This is a genomic window from Mesorhizobium sp. ISC11 (assembly GCF_037162595.1).
In the GTDB taxonomy this organism is placed as follows: domain Bacteria; phylum Pseudomonadota; class Alphaproteobacteria; order Rhizobiales; family Rhizobiaceae; genus Mesorhizobium; species Mesorhizobium ciceri.
The window spans coordinates 5,374,717-5,393,744 of record NZ_JAVSPW010000001.1 but is presented as its reverse complement, the minus strand read 5'-3'; the positions used below and the strand labels follow the sequence as shown (position 1 = coordinate 5,393,744).

Sequence of the window (19,028 nt, the reverse complement as noted above, 5' to 3'; positions counted from 1 at the left end):
ACGGCAAGGTCGCCGGCGGCAAACGCACGCGAGCACATTGCAAGCGACATCCGCGAACGCGGCGCCGACTGGTCAGCCTCCGCCTCGGTGCCCGCATATGTCCGCGAGTCGAGCAGCGCCTTCGCCACGAAATGAGCAGAACGCCTTACGAGCATCGACCGCCGGCTGCTGCGCATGCGCGATGATGAGGCATGGTCTCGCAGCGGACCCGTTCCGACAGATGCTGCACCAGGGACGAGGCGACCTTATCCAACAAGGCACCACTTGCGCTGTTTGTGGAGACGAGCGTCGGCTGCATCCATGCGGCTGCTTGAGTGGTGAAGACTCTGAACGACGGTTCCTACGGCGCTGCCGGCGCAATCGGCTGCTTGGGGGACGCGTGACGCAGTCAAAGCTCCCCTTGCCAAGCACGGAGCAGGCGAGTGAGAGAGCAGATGAATAGGCGTGTCGCCAATATTTTTGCATTGCTCTAATCGATTATAGTTGTGAGGAGCAATTTGAGACCATTTACTTGCGGCTCAAGTCACCCATAAAAGAAGGCAAGCACCGATTCGGTAGCTTATCCCCTGTCTTTCGCGTACTCGCGGCCGTGGCGCCGGGTGAACGATTGAAGACCGCCGGTCTCACTCGCAGGTGGGCGCCAGGGCGTGGGGCGGTTGGCAAGCCACAGGAGTAGGACAATGTCGAAGGATTCGGGTAAGGGCGATAATCACGGCGGCGGACCGGGCAAGATCGAGATCACGGTGGTGGTGAACGGCCAGCCCACGCAGGTCGAAGCCAATCCCAACCAGCCGCTTCACGTCATTCGTACCAAAGCCCTTGAGAACACGCAGAATGTCGCCCAACCAGCCGAGAATTGGGAATTCAAGGATGAGGCCGGCAACTTGCTCGATGTCGACAAGAAGCTTGGCGACTTCGGTTTCCCGAATACTGTGACCCTGTTCCTCAGCCTGAAGGCGGGCGTCGCAGGTGCCTAAACACCAAAGTGTGGATCCGGAGGTCTCCCGAGCGAAGTTTGATCGGGAGATCGGCCGGTTCCGGCCATATGCTGATGTCTATCGGGCTCAGGGCTGCTTCTTGATCGAGGCGACCTTTCCGCGCGCTTTCTTCATTTTCGCCAGCCCCAAGTTAAAGCCACGGGTGGTCAGCGCAGCGAGCGAGGTCGACTTCACCGACTACGACTTAAGACCACCGTCCGTGGTCTTCGTCGATCCGTTTACGCGTCATCCGATTGCCCGGAAAGATCTATACCTGAAAATGCTTAGACGTCCGCCGCTGCCCGGAACGCCGCCGGAGATGATAGGAGCTCTCATCCAGCAGAACGCCGTGCCGCTGACGGACTTCATCCAGGCCAACAGTCCCGAGGACGAACCATTCCTGTGCATGGCGGGCGTCCGGGAATACCACGACAATCCAGCCCATTCAGGTGATCCATGGCTGCTTCATCGGGGTTCTGGCGAAGGCTGTTTGGCCTTCATCCTGGACAAGATCATCAAGTACGGAATCGTTCCTATAGAGCAGTTGCAGATTCAACTCCAACCGACAATCGTAGGAATGGTGGTATCCCCTCAGGCGATACAAGAATGACTGGTTTGAGAGATGTAACGATCGTGACTCTCCCGCGCGGCTGCATCTCGACCACGCATGGGCATCTGCGCTCAGTTGGTCGCGAGGGCAATGAGGGGATGGCGCTCTGGGTCGGCGTTCAGCAAGAGCGGCACTTTGCCGTAACAGAGACGGTTATCCCGGCGCAGCGTCACATTCGGACAAACGATGGCGTTTGCGTGATCGTTGCGGCCGAAGAACTGCACCGGCTCAATGTCTGGCTCTACAAAAGCGGCCTGAAACTCTTGGCCCAGATTCACAGCCATCCGGGCCGCGCCTACCATTCGACGACGGACGACGCTTATGCGGTTGCTACCACGGTTGGGTGTCTGTCGCTGGTAGTGCCGAATTTCGCCCGCGAGCCTTTCGATTTTGCTCGGGTCGCCGCCTATCGGCTTGACGAAAAGGCCAAATGGAATGCGCTCCCTCCCGCGGCACTGTCGCGAATGATCATGATATCGAGTTGAACAATGGCATTCGCTAACTTCATCGATCGCGCCGCCACGGCGGCATCTCAGGTCCTGGCCGATTTTCATCTGGGAGACTTCAAAGCAGCTCTTGAAAAGCAGGTCGTGGCAGTCGCCTTCGACCATCAGGCCGCTTCCTGCGCCGAAGGCCAGGCGACACTAGATCTTGCGGTGAGATTGCTCGCTAGGCTCTACCCGGTTCTGGCGATACTCCCGCTGGACAGCGCGGCGAGCTCTCAAGCCCAAGCGCTGGAGCGCTTGGCAAAGTCGATCAATCCAAAAGTCGGCATCCGGCGTTCCGGCAAGTCTGCCACCGTCTGCGTCGTTGCAGGGGTAACGCGCCCATCACTCCGGTGCCCGATCTTTTTCGTGGGATCGGACGGTTGGGCGGCAAAGCTGTCGCGTACGGACCCGGTGGGCTCTGGCCCAAGTCTGCTGCCTTATGGAGCTGGCGCCGCCAGTTGCTTCGGCGCCGCCAACGTCTTTCGAACTATCTTCGCTGCCCAGTTGACCGGCGCCGAGTTGGACGAAACCATCGACCTCTCGCTATGCAGCTACGACAAGACCAAAGCCGGAGAGCCTGGCCCGATCGACTTCCCAGTCGACCTTGGCGAAACCCACCTCGTTGGGCTCGGTGCGATAGGCCATGGCTCGCTTTGGGCGCTAGCGAGACAACCCGATCTCAAAGGTCGTCTGCATGTAATCGATCACGAAGCGATCGAACTCTCAAACCTGCAGCGCTACGCATTGGCTGGCCAGGCGGAGATTGGTATGTCCAAAGCGGTTCTTGCAGCCACCGCCCTTAGATCGACTGCCCTTGAGGTCGAGGCGCACCCTCTGACGTGGGCAGAATATGTTGCGCGCCGGGGCAATTGGGTCTTCGACCAAGTGGGTGTGGCGCTTGACACCGCCGCCGACCGTCTGGCTGTCCAAGGTGCACTGCCGCGATGGATCGCAAACGCTTGGACGCAGGAGCACGATCTCGGTATCTCCCGGCATGGTTTCGATGACGGCCAGGCTTGCCTTTGTTGCATGTACCTGCCATCCGGAAAATCCAAGGACGAGCACCAGCTGATTGCCGAGGAACTCGGAATACCGGAAGCACACGAGCAGGTGAAAACGCTCCTGCAGACCAATGCCGGAGTTCCCAACGACTTTGTAGTTCGCGTGGCTACAGCGATGGCTGTGCCGTTTGAACCGCTAGCCCCGTTTGTCGGCCAGCCCCTGCGCTCCTTTTATCAGCAGGCTATCTGCGGCGGTCTGGTGTTCCAGCTTAGCGAAGGAAGTCGCCGCGTTCGAACTGTGGTTCCGATGGCCTTTCAGTCGGTGCTTGCCGGGATTATGCTTGCCGCGGATTTGGTCAAACATAGTGCGGGGTTTCCCATGAGCCCGACGACGAGCACTCGGGTGAATCTTCTGCGCCCCCTTGGCTCTCACTTGCACGATCCGAAGGCCAAGGACTCCAGCGGCCGCTGCATCTGTAGCGACGACGATTTCATTGCCGCTTACAGGCGCAAATACGGCGAGCGCGTTGATCAGGTAAGCGATGTCTCGGCCGCCTAAACAGACGCGCACCTCTCCGTAGACGCAGGGGGCGCGGCTTGTGGGCGTGACCATGGGCGCCATTATCACACGCTTGGCCCGCTCCTTTGCCGGCCTATCGTCCTCCGCGCATGATCCCTGTTGCCGACGTGATGATCCAGCACCAGCCGCCATGGCACCAGAGGCTGGTCAAACCTCCGTTGTTGGCCGATTTGGACAGTGCTGCATCAGGTCTCGACCGACGTCTCGACAGTCAGGGCTGCTTCGACGGGTGTGAAGATGTCAACATCGACCCCAGGCGCCCGCATCGTCACAATCAGGGCGTACCGAGCCAGAGCGTCGACGCGTTCCAGGTAAGGCTTCTCCTTCCACCAGCCCCCGACCGGGAACACGCCGATCGCATCACGCTCGGCGAGATCGGCGGCGCTGCCCGACCAGAAATCGGCGTGCAACGAGCCGCGATCGCGGAAGGTGCCGAGCAGCCACTCTTCTCCGCCTCCAGCAGGCGCCCCTTCCTCCTCGTCCCGAGCGGCCTGATTGATGCGGGCTCGGAATTCGTCGACTGTCTCGGTCGCTGACTTTACTCTGAACCGAAGACCATGGGACGCGTAACGATGCCGGCGGGTCCATCCGCGTTCACCGGGGTTGGGTTCGATGAAATAGGACAGCGTGACGCGGAGCTCGACCTGGGCAGCGCCGAGCGCCGCGAGCTGCTCCTTCGGCCAAGGCAGGCGATGCAGCTTCATGTCACGCGTTTTGGCAGCCGCGCCGCCCTCGCGCTGGAAAGGCTGAAGCTCATCTTCAACGATAAGCGTGAGGTCGTTCACCGTTGACAGAAGCGCGCGCCCAAGATCTGGCACGCCGTAACCATAGCGCCGCACGAGCGCCTGGATCTCGCCCTTCGCTCCGTTGCACGCATCGATGCGTGCGCGCATCGCCGGAGTCCATTCGGCCGAGTGGACGATCAGGGCGCGAACCGTTTCAGGCCACAGCTCGGGGCGCGCTGATAGAATTAGTCCCGCCATCCGTGCGGCATGGGCCGTTGCCGCGCTCGTATCTCCGAGGGTGGTGAAGTGGCGCAGTTCGGGTCGATAGAAAGTGGTCAATATCTGCAGATCGTCGATCGGCTCGCCAGGCAACACACCGTCATGGGCGAGATTGCCGCCTTCGAAGACGACCTCGGGCTTCACCGGCCACTGCCTGTCCCAAACGACCGAAGTGCGACTGCGCGGCGAGAGCTCGCCGACCGGCGCGATCGGAGCGTAGCCCGCAAAGTCGGTGTCAATGATATCGACCTTTTCTGTGAAAGCGCCGACCGTCAGCGCATTCCAGGCCTGAGAAGGATCATCGACTGCTTCCAGATCGTTGCGCGTCAAATGCTCGGCCGGCATGAGGTCATCGCCGATGTTGCCGGCAGAGAGAACGATCAAGCGTCGCTGCTCCTCTTCGAAACAGAGTTGGTCGATAGCGGCAGACCACGATGTGGGCCTTCCACGCGCCGGACTGGCGCTTGTCACAGCCATTGCGATCGCGCGGCGGCGCTCCGGCGCCTGCACCTCGGCGCGGGCGATCGCTTCCGCGGTGATCGAGCCATAGAGTTCTGGATCGTTTGCCTCGTCTTCTGGCGGAAGGATACGGACACTCTCCAGCCGAAAGGGCAATGGAACTGGATCGCCTCCGACCAGGAGCGGGACCAGATCACCGTACAGGCCGACACCTGCCATTCGCGTCCCGTGGCCGCTCCACGCAGGTGTGTCGTCGCTGCCCCATGCCGGTTTGACGGTGTGCCAGTCTTCAACGGCAAGTGCGGGTTCGATCAACGGGTGGGTGCGACGTACGCCGCTGTCGAGAATGCAGACCGCAATATCGGATTGAGGCGGTCTGACGCGCCCGAGAAGCTCGTCGCTCCAGTCCCTTTGCTCCGCGCCGCCAAGGCCCATGAAGAAGGACGGCGTATCCTTCGCGCGCCGCAGCTCGGCGACGACATCGCTGTGCGCAATCATGCGGTCGAGCATTGCCGTGCTGGCGAGTGCCAGCATGACCACCCGCTCCGGAAACCTGACCGCATGCGTGCGCAAAGTGATGTTCAGGGCTTCGGCAATGTGCTCGAAGTTCTCGCGGCGACCGTCGCGCAGCCAGACTTCCCACCACACCTGCTCGTCAGCGGCCTGGGGGAAGAGGTCGTCGTGGTCGGTAAACAACGATCGTGCAGTCGCCAGCCTGACTGTCTCCATGCGGGAGACGAGCGGCTCGTTGCGCGGTCTGCCGCGGTCAGTGTCAACGTCTCGATACGCCTCGACTTTCCGCAAATAATAGGCTTGCGCGCTTTGCGGCAGGAACACCGACGCTGTGATGGGAGCACCGGGTTGAGTTGGCTCATGGACGGCGACCAGCTCCATGTGCTGGCGACGATCGGCCAACTGGTCGAGGGCCGCCCGTCCGGACATGGGCAGATCGATCTCGAGGTAAAAGCCAGGCGTGCCGACCGACAGCTGGGGGTCACGCGCCGCAATCTGCTGGCGTGCACTTTCGACCGCTTGTTCGATGGATTGCGTCAAGGCCGCAGCATGCGACGCCCGATCACGCGCCGGCAGCGGCGGTGCATGTATAAGTTGGTTGGGCCGCCGATAGGCTTCCCGAATGCCGTTGTTGCGAAGGTGGATATGGGCGCGGTCGCGCGGAAAATCGTCTGCCATTATGATCTGTGCTGTCGCTACTCAGACAGCGAAGCCTGCCGGCGTTCCTTCAGAGCGTCGATGAGCGCTTCCGAGGTGATCCGCTTCCCCCCCCGCAATATGATGGTTTTTGCAGCGTCGTCGGCCGCGCGGGTGATCTCGGCCTGCGACAGTCTCTCTGCCTGAGAGATCGCCTCGTTCCAGGCAAGCCCTCTGGTGTCGAAGCGGTCGAGTCGAGCCCGAAGCAGCGCCTCGATAATCGGCCGATCGGGCACGGCGTATTCGATGACATCGTCGAAACGGCGGAACAAAGCTCTGTCGAGCAGCTCGGGATGATTTGTTGCCGCAATAATCAGGCTGTGGCTGTCGTCTTGCTCGAGAAACTGCAGAAACGAATTCAGCACGCGCCGAATCTCGCCAACATCCTGGCGTTCGCCTCGACGCGCGCCGATGGCATCGAATTCGTCAAAGAAGTAGACGCCCCGCGTCGCCTGCATTGCATCAAAAACAAGCCGCAGCTTTCCGGCAGTCTCTCCCATGAACTTGGTGATCAAACCATCGAGGACGATCATGAAAAGGGGCAGATGAAGCTCCCCGGCCAATGCCGATGCGGTCATCGTCTTGCCTGATCCTGGCGGGCCGACCAGAAGCAGTTTGCGACGGGGAACAAGCCCGTGCTCGCGCAAGCTTGCTTGTTGGCGCTGCTCTCCCAGCACGCGGTGCAGGCGCGAGCGCAGACTGTCCGGCAAAATCATGTCCGTCAGTCGCAGGTCCGGATAGCGCACATGCAGGAGGCCTGCGAGTTCGCCCTTTGGCTGAAAAAGGGGAACCGGCCGACTGCTCTTGGCAATCCGGGCGTCCCTGCTCTTGGCTGCGTCGACCAGATCCTTGAGCTCCTGAGCAAGCTTGCCATGGCCTTGACGTGCCTCATGCGCAGCAAGCTGCATCGCGATAGAGAGGAAACGATCCTCGTCGCCGGCAATGTGGCTTTTAAGCAGCGTCACGATATGGCGGGCCGTGGTCATGGCTCTCTTCTGGGGTATCCGTTTACTTGGCGAAGCGCATGCAACCTAAACGCTTTCAACGGCGATTTGTAACGCGCAATGGTGTTTTTTCTCTTGTCGATGTTCGCCCGTGGCAACTTCAGCGGTGAACTGTTGCGCCGCGGTCATAGGCCAGCCGGAATAACGCCGGCCAGCAGACAACAGTCCGCATCTTCGAGCGCTCGAAGTCTGGCCACTCACGCAGCGTGTCGGGTCCGAACGCTCCAAAGCCGCCCCGCCTGGCAGGTCCATGCGACCGATTGCGGGCGTGCGGCCATAAGGTCTACGCGGGCTCGCATGGCTGCCCGCGCCGCTGGCTAAAAAGCTGTACACCATCTCACGAAACACCAGGTCCGCTCCTTTGCCGGCCGACGGTCCATGAAATCCCCTCCCCACTCACGACACCGGAGACCTCCTTGCCCACATGGCGCTCAAGCACCGGCCGCCATGGCACCAGCGTGAACTCGCGCGACTTTTCAACGACGGCATATTTTCCGCTGGCAAGCTCGACGGAGCGGCGGAGCGTACCCTCTACTCGTCCTCCGAATCGCGCTTCGGCATAGGGCAGGCCAAGTTCCTCCGACAGTTGGCCAGCAACACGGTTCAGTTCTCGCTGGCGCAGGATCGAAAGCATGTTGGCTCGATAGACGATCCCATCCTGTTCTTTATGCGCGAGGCCTTGCGCGATCAGCCACTGCCGCCGGCGAGCTTGCGCCTCTCTCACGTCGCGGCCGAAGCCGGATCCGTGCAAAGGCTCGGGTCTATCGGCAACCAGCTCCCGGTCGAGCCAGGTGGCGCCGTTGAAGCTGACCTGTCGCTCCAGCGCCATTGAGGAGAGCTTGTCGGCAACGACAGGCTCGGCCCTGGCCCGCTGGCCCTCATAATTCGCGACGCGATCGAGATGGTCCGGCGCGATGAGCCAGGTGCCGTTCGGCTCTCGCTCAACGCCGCCGGTCGCGCGGCGGATCGCCTCCAGCCGCCGCACATGCGTTCGCGCAAAGCTCTCGGTGGCGGATGGGTCATGCTTCAGGTGCATATCGACGTCGTAACGGCCGCCATGCGCGGCGGCGATTTCGGCGATGGTACGATCGACCTGCCTCGGCTCGGTGTTCCTTGGCGCGACACGCACGATGCAGCCATTAGGCATCGTTTCCATCGCCTCGCCTCTACCGATGTTGATCCAATGGCTCTTACCGTCGACGGCGTCGACGATCATGTAATGGCGGTCATTGATCTCGTCGGCCAGTCCACGCGCGACAACGCGACCGACGAGAGACTGGACGGGCTCGCCGGATCGATCGTGGATCACCCAGTCGGCGGCCCTGCGGGCAAGCCCCTTGCCGGTCAGTTCGCGGTGCATGGTCTTGATGATGTCGCCGCGTTCGCCGGTGCGGCGCAGCGTGGCTTCGAGCTCATCGTCGAGGCGCCAGGAGCCAGCGCCGACCTCCGCGGCCAGACCCATCCGCTCGAGCTTGCGCAGCCGTCCCTGGTGCAGCGTCTGGCGAATGGCGTCGGGACCGCCCGGCGAGACCAGGCCGTCATCATCACGCATGCTGAGCAGCCGACGGTCGATGCTGGTGAAGCGTTCCTGCTCCATTTCCCGGCGCAGGCGAAGCTCAATCTCGCGGTCGGTTCGCGGACCGAGATCGAGGCTGACCAGCTCGGCCGCCCGCTCGCGGATGCCAGATGAGATATATTCGCGCGCGATGACCAGGTTCTCGCCACGGTCGTCCCTGCCACGGACGATGATGTGGCTGTGCGGGTGGCCGGTGTTGAAATGATCGACCGCGACCCAGTCGAGCTTCGTGCCGAGGTCTTCCTGCATCTGCGCCATGAGCCGCCGCGTCAGCGCCTTGAGGTCGTCGTACTCGATGCCGTCTTCGGCAGCGACGATGAAGCGGAACTGATGGCGGTCGCCGTCCGCGCGATCGATGAACGCCTTGCCGTCGACGCGGCCGCTGTCGGCGCCGTAGAGCTCGCCAGGTTCACCTTCGCGGGTGACCCCGTCGCGCTGAAGATAGCGTAGATGGGCACGCGCCCCGTCCGCGCCCTTGCCGGCGAGCTTGACGACCCGCGCCTTGACGATCACCCGGCGCTGGCGGAAGGCGGCATACCGGTCGCGCGATTTCAGCAGTGCGGCGGCCGCCCCGCCGCGCCCTGTCCGGCTTCCTGTGAAGCGACCACCGCGTTGCGGCCGGCCGCCAGCCCGGTTGATCGCCGCACGAACCTGGCCGGCATAGCGTTTGCCGGCCTTCGAGCCGCGCGACCCGATTTTGCCGAGCTTCGGCCTGAACTCGTCATCCTTAATGCGAGCCTCCCAGACATATCAAGCAAAATCAGACACTTACACGTCAAACCCTCTTGGCACCGGCGGCAGCCTCCCGGAAAAACGATGTGCAGACAAAGATTTAACCGCCTCCTGGAGGCGGTACCTTTATCTTGCCTTCCGCGCCCAGCCCCGCCAGACGCGCCCCCGTCCGCCATGGCTAACGCACCGGCTCCTTCGGCTGCGCGCCGTCCTTGCCGAGCGGCACGAAGAGATCGCCGTTTCGCACGCCTGAGTGAACACCGTCATGAATGAAGAACAGCGACCGTCCGAGAGGAGCGATTTGCGCCTTTGGAGCGACAGATTGGCTTTCGAACGCCTCGATGTCGGCCGCCGAAACTCCGGCCGCCTTGAGTTGGTCGAGGTACTCGACGGTCTCTTCTGGCAGCGGTTTGCCACGCTTCAAATGCTCGTCGTAGCGCTCGGGACCGGCATTGTAGGCGCCAAACAGGCCAGGAAATCCGAAGCGGTCATACATGGCACTGAGATAGGCCGTGCCGGCCAGGATATTGTCGCGCGGATCGTGGGGGTTAGGCCCAAGGCCGTGTTCGACCCGCATCTCTTCATAGGTGCCGGGCATCACCTGCATGAGGCCCATGGCGCCAGCGGGGGAGGTGATGGGGCGGCCGCCGCGCATTGTCTTGCCGCCGCTTTCGGCAGCCATGACGGCATAGATCCAGGCTTGGGGAATATGGAAGCGCCGGCTTGCTTCCGATACCAACGTCTGCCACTTTCGCAGCTGCGGACTTTGGGAGATGGCGACCGGCTCAGCGCCGGTCGAGGCGGAACAGGCGCATGGCGCAATGGCGATCATGCCCAACAAGAGGAGGGTCACTCGGTCCATAGTGGTACGAGCCTCCCGATGACATTTTGAGTGGGAACAGGCCCGAAATAGCGGCTGTCGAAGGAGCGGTTTTTGTCGCTGCCGAGCAGGAAAACCTCGTTATCCCCGAGCGCTCGGCAGCCGTTCCACCATGGCAAAGGTCGGCCTTCGGCGTCGATTTTGAGCCGGCGCGCGACGATGTCGCCGCCGATGATGATGGCGTCATTGAAGGCGCAGACATTATCGTCCGGCAGCGCTGCAAGACGTTTTGCCAGCGGCACATTGCGAGGCAGATAGCTGCGCTCGGCGGCGAGATACGCCGCGTATTCAGGCGGGCGCACGAGCACGAGATCGCCACGCGCCAGCGCTCCCGCAGCGATGCGGTAAAGGCCGATCGGCGCGCTGGCCGAGGCGTTCCAGACCAGCCAAGGGGCGGGCTTTCCCAGCGCCGTGAAGCCCAAAAGACCGAGACCGGCCGCGGCCAAGGCGACCGTCTTACGGGCTCGAACACGCCTCAGGCGGCTGCCGATCAGATGGATGGAAGGGCGCCGCCTCATGAACGGCCTCCCGTGCCGCCCTGGCCGGAACCGGCCTTGCCATCGCCGGCGATGGAGTGCTGCGGGTGTCCTTTCGACCAATGGTCGAGTTCGTCGATGTGATAGCGGACATAGCGGCCGTGCTTGCGGAATTTCGGGCCGCCGCCCTTGAGCCGCATCTTTTCGAGCGTGCGCTGGGAGAGCCCGATATAGAAGGCGGCTTGGGCTGTGCTGAGAAACGGGCTGCCCTTTTTCGCGCGGGCCGCGCGTTCGTTTTCGTCGTCCATGATGATCCTCGTTTCGCTTCGGACAAGCGAGGGCGAGGATGGGCGAGGGAGATCGTCTCGGGGACGGGCGAAGAGTCGGGGGAGAGTTTTCGCCGCCCTTTAGGGCGGACGGGGTTTGGGTGGAACTCCTGGGAATGAGCCCCGCGCCGGGGCTGCGGCGCGAGGCTCTTATCTCGGCCGGTCAGTCGGCCGGGTTCCAGATGATGGCGTAGGTGTCGTGATCGTCCTGGCCGGCGGCTCGGCCGAGATTGGCGTAGAGCTTGCGCGGTCCGAACTCCGGCGCTGCAATCGACAGGCTCACATAATCCTTGCCGGAAGTCTCGCCGGTGCGGATCCAGCCAGCGCCGACTTCGACCCCTTGCGTAAGCACCCGGAAGTCGGGATGGTTATCGGCGCTCTTGGCCTGGTTGGGGACGATATCGATGTCGGCGCGGACGCTGAGCGTCTTGAACTGGCCCTTGTAGGCGCCGTTTTCCTGCTTGTTGACGTAACCGATCGCGGTCATTTCGAAGTCTCCTTTTGTGGTTTCGCCGGGGACCATCCCCTGCGATGGCGCACCGTAATGGGCGCGTCAGGACCGCCTGAATCCGACAGGGCCGCAGCGACAGTGAAGGACCCGAGCGGGCAGCTTTTTTGTGAGCGAAGCGGCGCGAGGAAGCCGCCGCAGGCGGCGGGGAAAAAAGCTGATGGCGCGAGGGTTTCGGGCGGCCGGACCCGCCCATAGGTCGACAAGCCAGCCGCAGGGATGGTCCTTGGAGAGAGCATGGAGACCGCTCGCCAAGTGCGGTCTGTCAGCCAAGCAGGACGCCGGGATGAAACGGCCTGCAAAGATGCTGCGCCCTTATGCCGGATCGAGATCGTGCCAGCGGGTCGGGCGCCAGAGCAGACATCCGGCATGGTGCGATCTATGAAAGCAGGGCTCGCCAGCGGGAATTTGATACGCGAGGGGGCCAAAGTAAGGCTGGATGAGAAGCCGGTGCTACCTGCAGGTCCAGTGTCATGTGGCGGCGCTCGGGAAACCGCTACGCAATGTAACGCGCTCTTATGAGGCGAACAGACCGGCCCCAAAACCGATCGACCGGTGGTCGGCGCGAAACGCGTCATGCCTGTCCGAAAGCTGACAGTGGCAGAAGACGCATGTCGGGTTCCGCACAATTGACCATGCTGGATTTGTGAGGTTTTCAGGGAGAGCCATGCGTTCACTTCCCAGTGAGCTTTGGCACGGCATTTGCTCTTGATGTGGCAACACGGATCGAAGGTTGACTGCATGCACAAGCGCGAGATGAGCAATGCTCTCCTTTCCTGGAGGCTTGGCAGCAGATTCGATTTGACGTTGCGAGGAGCTTCAGCCGCTCGCGGCGGAAGTGATCTCAAATCTGAAGGCACCGTTGGGGCCGCAGCCATCAAACACATCTTTCTCTTTTTCGCAGCTCGTCTTCAACGCGATGCGGACTTCTTCGCGTCGACGGCGGCCGAAGGTGGAGAAGGGGCTCGACTTGCAAAAAGGAGTTGTCAATGACGTCTTACGTTCGCACCAACAGCCCGGCGCAGGTGCGCTCACTGTCCACCTTTGGCAAGCATCTGCAAAGGAGCGTGCTGACGGCGACGCTGCTTGCCGCGGCTTCGACGGGAAGTGAAGCGCAGCCCTATGTTCGTGCTGACGGCAGCACGACTGACGACTTGGAAGCGGCGCGAGCAAGTTGGCGTCATGACGCCGAATTCAATGGAAATGTGGGGCTCGCAGCCATCAACGCGGATGCCGCGTATGCGTTGGGTTCCACCGGGGAGGGGGCCAGAGCTCCTCGCCTGCCCTCGTCCGTCTTGACGAGTGCCCGCTTACAGCCTACCTCACTATCGCGTTAGCACTCGTCCATCGCGAGTGCTAACAAAAACCCCTCAACAGCGCACCAGGGAAAAATCCGAAAATGGCAAAGTCGAAGTTCCGCCCGCTGCATGACCGCGTGGTCGTTCGCCGGGTCGAATCCGAATCCAAGACCGCTGGCGGGATCATCATCCCCGACACGGCAAAGGAAAAGCCGCAGGAAGGCGAGATCATCGCTGTCGGCTTCGGCGCTCGTGACGAAGCTGGCAAGCTGGTCCCGCTGGACGTCAAGGCCGGCGACCGCATCCTGTTCAGCAAGTGGTCGGGCACGGAAGTCAAGCTCAATGGCGAAGACCTTCTGATCATGAAGGAATCCGACATCATGGGCATCATCGGCTCATATCAGGCCCTTTCGTCAACTGAATTCCCGGGCTCGATTGAAGCCCCTGCCAGGAGCTAAAAATGGCTGCCAAAGACGTAAAATTCTCCCGCGATGCCCGCGAGCGCATGCTGCGCGGTGTCAACATCCTCGCTGACGCGGTGAAGGTCACGCTCGGCCCCAAGGGCCGCAACGTGGTCATCGACAAGTCGTTCGGCGCCCCGCGCATCACCAAGGACGGCGTCACCGTCGCCAAGGAAATCGAGCTTGAGGACAAGTTCGAAAACATGGGCGCGCAGATGGTCCGCGAAGTTGCTTCGAAGACCAACGACATCGCTGGCGACGGCACCACGACCGCGACCGTTCTGGCGCAGTCGATCGTCCAGGAAGGCCACAAGGCCGTTGCCGCCGGCATGAACCCGATGGACCTGAAGCGCGGCATCGACCTCGCGGTAACCGACGTCGTTGCGACCCTGATCAAGAACGCCAAGAAGATCAAGACCTCCGAAGAGGTTGCCCAGGTCGGCACCATCGCCGGCAACGGCGATGCTTCGGTCGGCAAGATGATCGCCGAAGCGATGCAGAAGGTCGGCAACGAAGGCGTCATCACGGTTGAGGAAGCCAAGACCGCCGAGACCGAACTCGAAGTCGTCGAAGGCATGCAGTTCGACCGCGGCTACCTCTCGCCCTACTTCGTCACCAACGCCGACAAGATGGTTGCCGAACTCGAGGACGTCTACATCCTCCTGCACGAGAAGAAGCTGTCCAACCTCCAGGCCATGCTGCCGGTTCTCGAAGCCGTCGTGCAGACCTCGAAGCCGCTGCTCATCATCTCGGAAGACGTCGAAGGCGAGGCTCTGGCCACGCTGGTCGTCAACAAGCTGCGTGGCGGCCTGAAGATCGCCGCCGTCAAGGCGCCGGGCTTCGGTGATCGCCGCAAGGCCATGCTGGAAGACATCGCCATCCTCACCGGTGGCCAGGTCATCTCGGAAGACCTCGGCATCAAGCTCGAGAACGTCGGCCTCAACATGCTCGGCCGCGCCAAGAAGGTGTCGATCTCCAAGGAGAACACCACCATCGTCGACGGCGCCGGCAAGAAGGCCGAGATCCAGGGCCGCGTTGCCCAGATCAAGCAGCAGATCGAAAAGACCACTTCGGACTACGACAAGGAGAAGCTGCAGGAACGTCTGGCGAAGCTCGCCGGCGGCGTTGCGGTGATCCGCGTCGGCGGTGCGACGGAAGTCGAAGTCAAGGAAAAGAAGGACCGCGTCGATGACGCCCTCAACGCGACCCGCGCGGCCGTCGAAGAAGGCATCGTTGCTGGTGGTGGCGTCGCGCTGCTGCGCGCTTCGGCCAACATCAAGGCCACCGGCGTCAATGCCGACCAGGCCGCCGGCATCAACATCGTGCGTCGTGCGCTGCAGGCTCCGGCCCGCCAGATCGCGGCCAACGCCGGTGCGGAAGCATCGATCGTTGCCGGCAAGATCCTTGAGAACAAGGGCGCGACCTTCGGCTACAACGCCCAGACCGGCGAGTATGGCGACATGATCGCCATGGGTATCGTCGATCCGGTCAAGGTTGTCCGTACGGCTCTTCAGGACGCGGCCTCGGTCGCCGGCCTGCTGGTCACCACCGAAGCCATGATCGCGGAGGCTCCGAAGAAGGAGTCGGCTGGCGGCGGCATGCCTGGCGGCATGGGCGGCGGCGGCATGGGCGGCATGGGCGGCATGGATTTCTAATCCAGCTCTGGCAGCTTTCGCAACGAGAGGGCGGCATCAATGCCGCCCTCTTTTTTTGCGAACCTCGGTCCGATGAACGATCGACGCCAACGCCGGCCATCGGCGTTAGGGCAACCTCAAAAGAACTGTCGAGTTGGTTGCGCGCGGCTTTGCGTCATCAGAGGCGCAAGGCGGTCGCGTGTGAGGATTGCGCGCTCCCATAGGCGGTTTCGGCATGTGCCTCGCCTTCGACATCGACATTGCGGCCAAGCAGGAAATCGGCGGCTTTCGAGGCATGGCTTGCGGCGCGGAAGATGGCGCGGTTGTCCTCGCGCAAAACCGTCAGCCATGAGCCGATGTAGTCGGCATGGCGCACGGTCGGCTCGATGCCGAGACTGCTGCAGATGAAGGCTGATGCGATTTCGGCGACCAGTTCCTCGCGCGCATAGGTGTTGGACCCGAAGGAGCCGGACAGGTCGCGCGCGAGTCGCCTCGGGTGGCCGGTCCAGTGGCCAAGCTCGTGAAAGCAGGTCCGGTAATAGTCGATCTGGTGGAAGAAAGCCGGCTGCGGCGGCACCTGTATGGTGTCGCTGCCGGGCATGTAGAAGGCGCGCTCGCCGCCGACGCGAAAATCAGCGCCGGTTGCATGAATGAGCGCCTCGGCCTGCGGGACCATCTCGCGCTCAGGCAGAGGCTCGCCGGCGGCGTAAAGATGTTCGGGCAGATTATCGCACTGCGCGACATTGAAGACGGTGAAGCGCTTCAGGAAGGGCACCGCCTGCGGTTCGTCGCCATCGGTGTCGGCGCGTTGCTTTTCGTTCTTGGGAACAAAGCGGTCAGCGTGAACGATGGTGGTGCCGTGCTCGCCCTTCCTGACATTGCCGCCAAGCGAAAGCGCCTGCCGGAAGGTGAGCCAGTTCTGGCTGGGGAAACCGCGCTCGATGACCGCGCCCCACAGGATCAGGATATTGATGCCGGAATATCGGCGCTGGGTGGCCGCATTCCGCGGCAGGCCGAGGCCTGTCCTTGCCCTGCCCCACGGCTTGACCCATGGCACGGTGCCGCGCTCCAGTTCGGCAATGATGCGGTCGGTGATTTCCTGATAAAGGCTGGCGCCGGTGCGCCCGCCGCTGTCTGCGCCAGCCTGTCGGCTGCCGCAACGTTTGTTGTTTGCACGCATCGTGATGTCCTCCGCTCTACAATCGCGCGCCCTCCCCGGAAGCGGGGTGGGCGGCAAAAGCGACCGGAAAGGCCCGCCGTCGGAGGCGGACTGCATCAGCAGGACCGGAACGGAGTGGAGGACCCGAAAGCGACAAGCGAAGGGTTGCGGGACGCCGCGGCGGGCCTAGAAGGGAGTGCTGCCCACCCTGCGCCAGGGGGAAGGCCACAATAGAAAGACGCCGGCCGACAGGCCGGCGACCGTCAGCAGCCGAAGGCTGCCCCGCGCCAGGGGGCGATGCCGCAGGGCCAAGACCGCCTGAGCTTGCCGAAGAAAAGCGGGCTCGGTTCACGAGCACCCGGCCAGCGACTTCAGGCGCGGGCGCTCAGGATTGTTGTTGGCGCCCACGGCAGCTGGATGACCGCAACAAGATTACGAGGAGCGACAGCAAAGCCAGCTGCCACAAACGGCACGCTCCGGCAACAACAGCGTGGCCGGTCTACAGATGCTGCCCCGCACGAGAGCCAGCACGCTTTGAGCGCGCATCGGCGATGCAAGCGTTGCAAGCTGGCCATGTCCACAAGGTCGGCGACCACTATATCGCCGACCACCAACGCGGGCGTACCGTCTAAGTGCAGACCTTTCGCGAGTGCGCGGACGCGCGCATTTCATCTGCGATGGCCGGATCTTGCATTCCCGCTTGAGCTGCTCAACGTCAAGGCCTACACGCGCTGCGATCTTGAGAGTGACCCTTCAACTGGGGGAAATCATAAGGGCGCGGTGGAATTCGTCGAACTTTCCCTGTTTTCTCGAGGCGAGTGCGGCGAAGGCTGGGAATTGGGAATCCGGTCCCAGGACCGGGAACTGTTTGATCACAAGCTTCAGATTGGGCTCATGCTTGAAGGCTTTTTGGTAGTTGATATCAGCCAGTCTGCAATGCGGACAGTTGTGGTAGTCATTGAATATGACCAGAACGGCATCGCCTTGCGGGTTGCCGGCGATTGGCGAAGGAGATCGTTGTCGAATGCGCCGCTCCACTTTTGCCTGTCGGTCGACCACGCCTGCCGGTGCAGGTTCGCGCTATATTGGCTCGCCAGCAAGGCGAGGAGTAAAAGAAGAGCTGCGACAGTGATGGCAGTCGGCTTAGACATGAGTCTCCAATCCATGGACGGCGTGGCAGCAACGGCCGCCTTTTTGGTGTAAAATGGGTCAGTTTTGATCGTGCCCCGCAGTTGCTACAGGCGCACAGGTGCCGGTGCGATCTGGCGGTTTCTCAAATACGGCTTTGCGCCATCGGGTCCACCCCAATAGCTGAGCGTCGTTCGCACGGGGAATTGTGTTCACCACGCCGGGCGACTTGACCGTCCACCGCCAGAGCGCTGAACGGTCCGCTAGTGAGGCGCTCCCCGAATCGTCGTTTATCCCGCTCGCCCCGGACCGGGTGACAGCCAGCGTTGCCGCTACGCTGCGGAGAAAAACCGTCAGCGCGTGGCATTCGGACATAAGCTGATCGACGCCAAGAATAAGCCCCACGGAGGTGACCGGTGCGGCCGGAACAAGAAAGAGCGTTGCAGCCATTGTGACGAGGCCTGCACCGGTAATGCGGGTTGTTCCGTTCGAAGGGAACAATGCGACAAACAGCATGAGGATCCGGCAGCCGATCGGGAGATCAGTTTTCGTCGCTTGGGCGATGAAAAGGGCGGCGAGCATCATATTCGTGCCGTCCAGATTGAATGGAATGAGACCCACGACCGAATGCGTGGCGCCGGCCTTTTCCATCTTCTCCATGAGCGAGGCCAGCGCGGCCTCTGAGGAGGACATTGCGAGCAGCAGCTCGTCCTTGATGTATCGGACGAGAGAGAAGAGCGAGCGGCCGTTGTAGCGGCAGACCGCGCCGAACAGGATCGAGAGGAACAGGACCGAGAGGAACAAGACTTGCAGGATGTCGCCTTCCGCGAAGGCACTGGCAATCGTTGACGGGATGATGTTCATCAGGAAGCTGGTCACGGACTGCTCGTGAGCCGTGGCCACATAGCCCTTAACGGCTTCGACATCGAGCGAGGCCGGATCGATGTTGAGGCCGGCGCCAGGCTGAACGATATTCGCGACAATCAGCCCGACAAGGAGTGCTAGCGTCGAGAAGGTAAGGAAATAAACCATCGCCTTGGCGGCAACTCGGCCGACCTTCTGCAGATCGCTCATGCCGGCAATGCCGGTCGCCATTGTCAGGAAGATGACAGGTACGGTGATTATCTTGACGACATCGACGAAGGCATCGCAGAGCGGCTTCAGGCTGTGGCCGGTCTCCAAATGGAAATAGCCGATTGCGGCACCCAGGATTATGGCGGCAAGTACCTGCACGTAGGTCCGGGCAAAATGGCGCTTGCGGGGCGCTAAGATCGCGCGGGGAACTCTTGGAACCAACACCGTCTCTCTCCTTGACCGGATCGGGGTGGGGCTCCTCCCTCTCCCATGCAGTGCTCCGGTCGAACGCTGCGCCCACTTCGGCGCAAACGATGTGCCAAATAGCAAGAGGGGAAAACGCGCAGGACCTCACGCAATGCTTGCGATTCGCTCTCCCACACTCGTGCAGTGGTTGCCTGTCGCAACTATGGAAGGGTCGATTCTGGGAACTCCAAAGGCCGC

The 19,028-nt window shown here is 62.1% G+C and carries 15 protein-coding genes and 1 pseudogene; 7 read left to right on the top strand and 9 right to left on the bottom strand.

Features of this window, described 5'->3' with window-relative positions:
* Positions 1-680 precede the first annotated feature (680 nt).
* The 4 genes from RPF88_RS26035 to RPF88_RS26020 all read left to right on the top strand — a co-directional run bounded on the left by RPF88_RS26035 (position 681) and on the right by RPF88_RS26020 (position 3,635).
* Positions 681-977, top strand: a complete 297-nt coding sequence (locus tag RPF88_RS26035) for a DUF2604 domain-containing protein (protein ID WP_024505654.1) — start codon at positions 681-683, stop codon at positions 975-977.
* Positions 970-1,587, top strand: coding sequence for a putative metal-binding protein (locus RPF88_RS26030; RefSeq protein WP_024505653.1), 618 nt, complete (start codon positions 970-972; stop codon positions 1,585-1,587). The genes RPF88_RS26035 and RPF88_RS26030 overlap by 8 nt, the downstream gene beginning before the upstream one ends.
* A 98-nt stretch (positions 1,588-1,685) precedes the next feature.
* Positions 1,686-2,072 carry a Mov34/MPN/PAD-1 family protein gene (locus RPF88_RS26025; protein WP_236383243.1) on the top strand — a complete coding sequence of 129 codons (387 nt, stop codon included), beginning with the start codon at positions 1,686-1,688 and terminating at the stop codon, positions 2,070-2,072.
* Positions 2,073-2,075: 3 nt separating this feature from the next.
* Positions 2,076-3,635, top strand: a complete 1,560-nt coding sequence (locus RPF88_RS26020) for an E2 ligase fold family C protein (protein ID WP_024505651.1) — start codon at positions 2,076-2,078, stop codon at positions 3,633-3,635.
* A 206-nt stretch (positions 3,636-3,841) separates the two neighbouring features.
* On the opposite strand, the gene RPF88_RS26015 is transcribed toward RPF88_RS26020, so the two are convergent.
* The 7 genes from RPF88_RS26015 to RPF88_RS25985 all read right to left on the bottom strand — a co-directional run bounded on the left by RPF88_RS26015 (position 3,842) and on the right by RPF88_RS25985 (position 11,809).
* Positions 3,842-6,310 carry a S8 family peptidase gene (locus RPF88_RS26015; RefSeq protein WP_063169237.1) on the bottom strand — a complete coding sequence of 823 codons (2,469 nt, stop codon included), beginning with the start codon at positions 6,308-6,310 and terminating at the stop codon, positions 3,842-3,844.
* A gap of 17 nt (positions 6,311-6,327) precedes the next feature.
* A complete protein-coding gene (locus RPF88_RS26010; protein ID WP_024505649.1) occupies positions 6,328-7,314 on the bottom strand; it encodes an AAA family ATPase in 987 nt (328 codons plus the stop codon).
* A gap of 355 nt (positions 7,315-7,669) precedes the next feature.
* Entirely contained in the window at positions 7,670-9,640 is a 1,971-nt protein-coding gene (gene rlxS, locus RPF88_RS26005; protein WP_063169238.1) for a relaxase/mobilization nuclease RlxS, read from the bottom strand.
* Positions 9,641-9,818: 178 nt separating this feature from the next.
* Entirely contained in the window at positions 9,819-10,502 is a 684-nt protein-coding gene (locus RPF88_RS26000; RefSeq protein WP_024505647.1) for a lytic transglycosylase domain-containing protein, read from the bottom strand.
* The gene (locus RPF88_RS25995) at positions 10,490-10,942 is read right to left on the bottom strand and encodes a S26 family signal peptidase (protein WP_244514236.1); all 453 of its coding nucleotides are present in this window, start codon (positions 10,940-10,942) and stop codon (positions 10,490-10,492) included. The genes RPF88_RS26000 and RPF88_RS25995 overlap by 13 nt, the downstream gene beginning before the upstream one ends.
* 92 nt (positions 10,943-11,034) lie before the next feature.
* A complete protein-coding gene (locus RPF88_RS25990; RefSeq protein WP_024505645.1) occupies positions 11,035-11,304 on the bottom strand; it encodes a helix-turn-helix transcriptional regulator in 270 nt (89 codons plus the stop codon).
* A gap of 181 nt (positions 11,305-11,485) precedes the next feature.
* The gene (locus RPF88_RS25985; protein WP_024505644.1) at positions 11,486-11,809 is read right to left on the bottom strand and encodes a DUF736 domain-containing protein; all 324 of its coding nucleotides are present in this window, start codon (positions 11,807-11,809) and stop codon (positions 11,486-11,488) included.
* A gap of 1,420 nt (positions 11,810-13,229) precedes the next feature.
* On the opposite strand from RPF88_RS25985, the pseudogene groES reads away from it, so the two are divergent.
* Positions 13,230-13,523: pseudogene (groES, locus tag RPF88_RS25980) on the top strand (co-chaperone GroES); the annotation flags it as partial.
* 65 nt (positions 13,524-13,588) lie between these two features.
* Positions 13,589-15,244 carry a chaperonin GroEL gene (gene groL / locus RPF88_RS25975; protein WP_063169240.1) on the top strand — a complete coding sequence of 552 codons (1,656 nt, stop codon included), beginning with the start codon at positions 13,589-13,591 and terminating at the stop codon, positions 15,242-15,244.
* Positions 15,245-15,401: 157 nt separating this feature from the next.
* Here groL and RPF88_RS25970 read toward each other — a convergent pair whose 3' ends face one another.
* Positions 15,402-16,403, bottom strand: a complete 1,002-nt coding sequence (locus RPF88_RS25970) for an ArdC family protein (RefSeq protein WP_063169241.1) — start codon at positions 16,401-16,403, stop codon at positions 15,402-15,404.
* Between the two features lie 759 nt (positions 16,404-17,162).
* Here RPF88_RS25970 and RPF88_RS33470 point away from each other — a divergent pair.
* Positions 17,163-17,585, top strand: coding sequence for a hypothetical protein (locus tag RPF88_RS33470; RefSeq protein ID WP_063169242.1), 423 nt, complete (start codon positions 17,163-17,165; stop codon positions 17,583-17,585).
* A 6-nt stretch (positions 17,586-17,591) separates the two neighbouring features.
* Here the strand turns inward: RPF88_RS33470 and RPF88_RS25960 are convergent, their stop codons facing one another.
* Positions 17,592-18,809 (bottom strand): cation:dicarboxylate symporter family transporter, encoded by a 1,218-nt coding sequence (locus tag RPF88_RS25960; protein WP_082826565.1) that lies wholly within the window; start codon positions 18,807-18,809, stop codon positions 17,592-17,594.
* Positions 18,810-19,028: the final 219 nt, after the last annotated feature.

Coding starts and splice junctions, on each gene's coding strand:
- RPF88_RS26035 (WP_024505654.1), top strand. CDS start 681: ATGTCGAAGGATTCGGGTAAGGGCGATAATCACGGCGGCGGACCGGGC.
- RPF88_RS26025 (WP_236383243.1), top strand. CDS start 1,686: ATGGCGCTCTGGGTCGGCGTTCAGCAAGAGCGGCACTTTGCCGTAACA.
- RPF88_RS26020 (WP_024505651.1), top strand. CDS start 2,076: ATGGCATTCGCTAACTTCATCGATCGCGCCGCCACGGCGGCATCTCAG.
- RPF88_RS26015 (WP_063169237.1), bottom strand. CDS start 6,310: ATGGCAGACGATTTTCCGCGCGACCGCGCCCATATCCACCTTCGCAAC.
- RPF88_RS26010 (WP_024505649.1), bottom strand. CDS start 7,314: ATGACCACGGCCCGCCATATCGTGACGCTGCTTAAAAGCCACATTGCC.
- RPF88_RS26000 (WP_024505647.1), bottom strand. CDS start 10,502: ATGGACCGAGTGACCCTCCTCTTGTTGGGCATGATCGCCATTGCGCCA.
- RPF88_RS25990 (WP_024505645.1), bottom strand. CDS start 11,304: ATGGACGACGAAAACGAACGCGCGGCCCGCGCGAAAAAGGGCAGCCCG.
- RPF88_RS25985 (WP_024505644.1), bottom strand. CDS start 11,809: ATGACCGCGATCGGTTACGTCAACAAGCAGGAAAACGGCGCCTACAAG.
- groL (WP_063169240.1), top strand. CDS start 13,589: ATGGCTGCCAAAGACGTAAAATTCTCCCGCGATGCCCGCGAGCGCATG.
- RPF88_RS25970 (WP_063169241.1), bottom strand. CDS start 16,403: ATGCGTGCAAACAACAAACGTTGCGGCAGCCGACAGGCTGGCGCAGAC.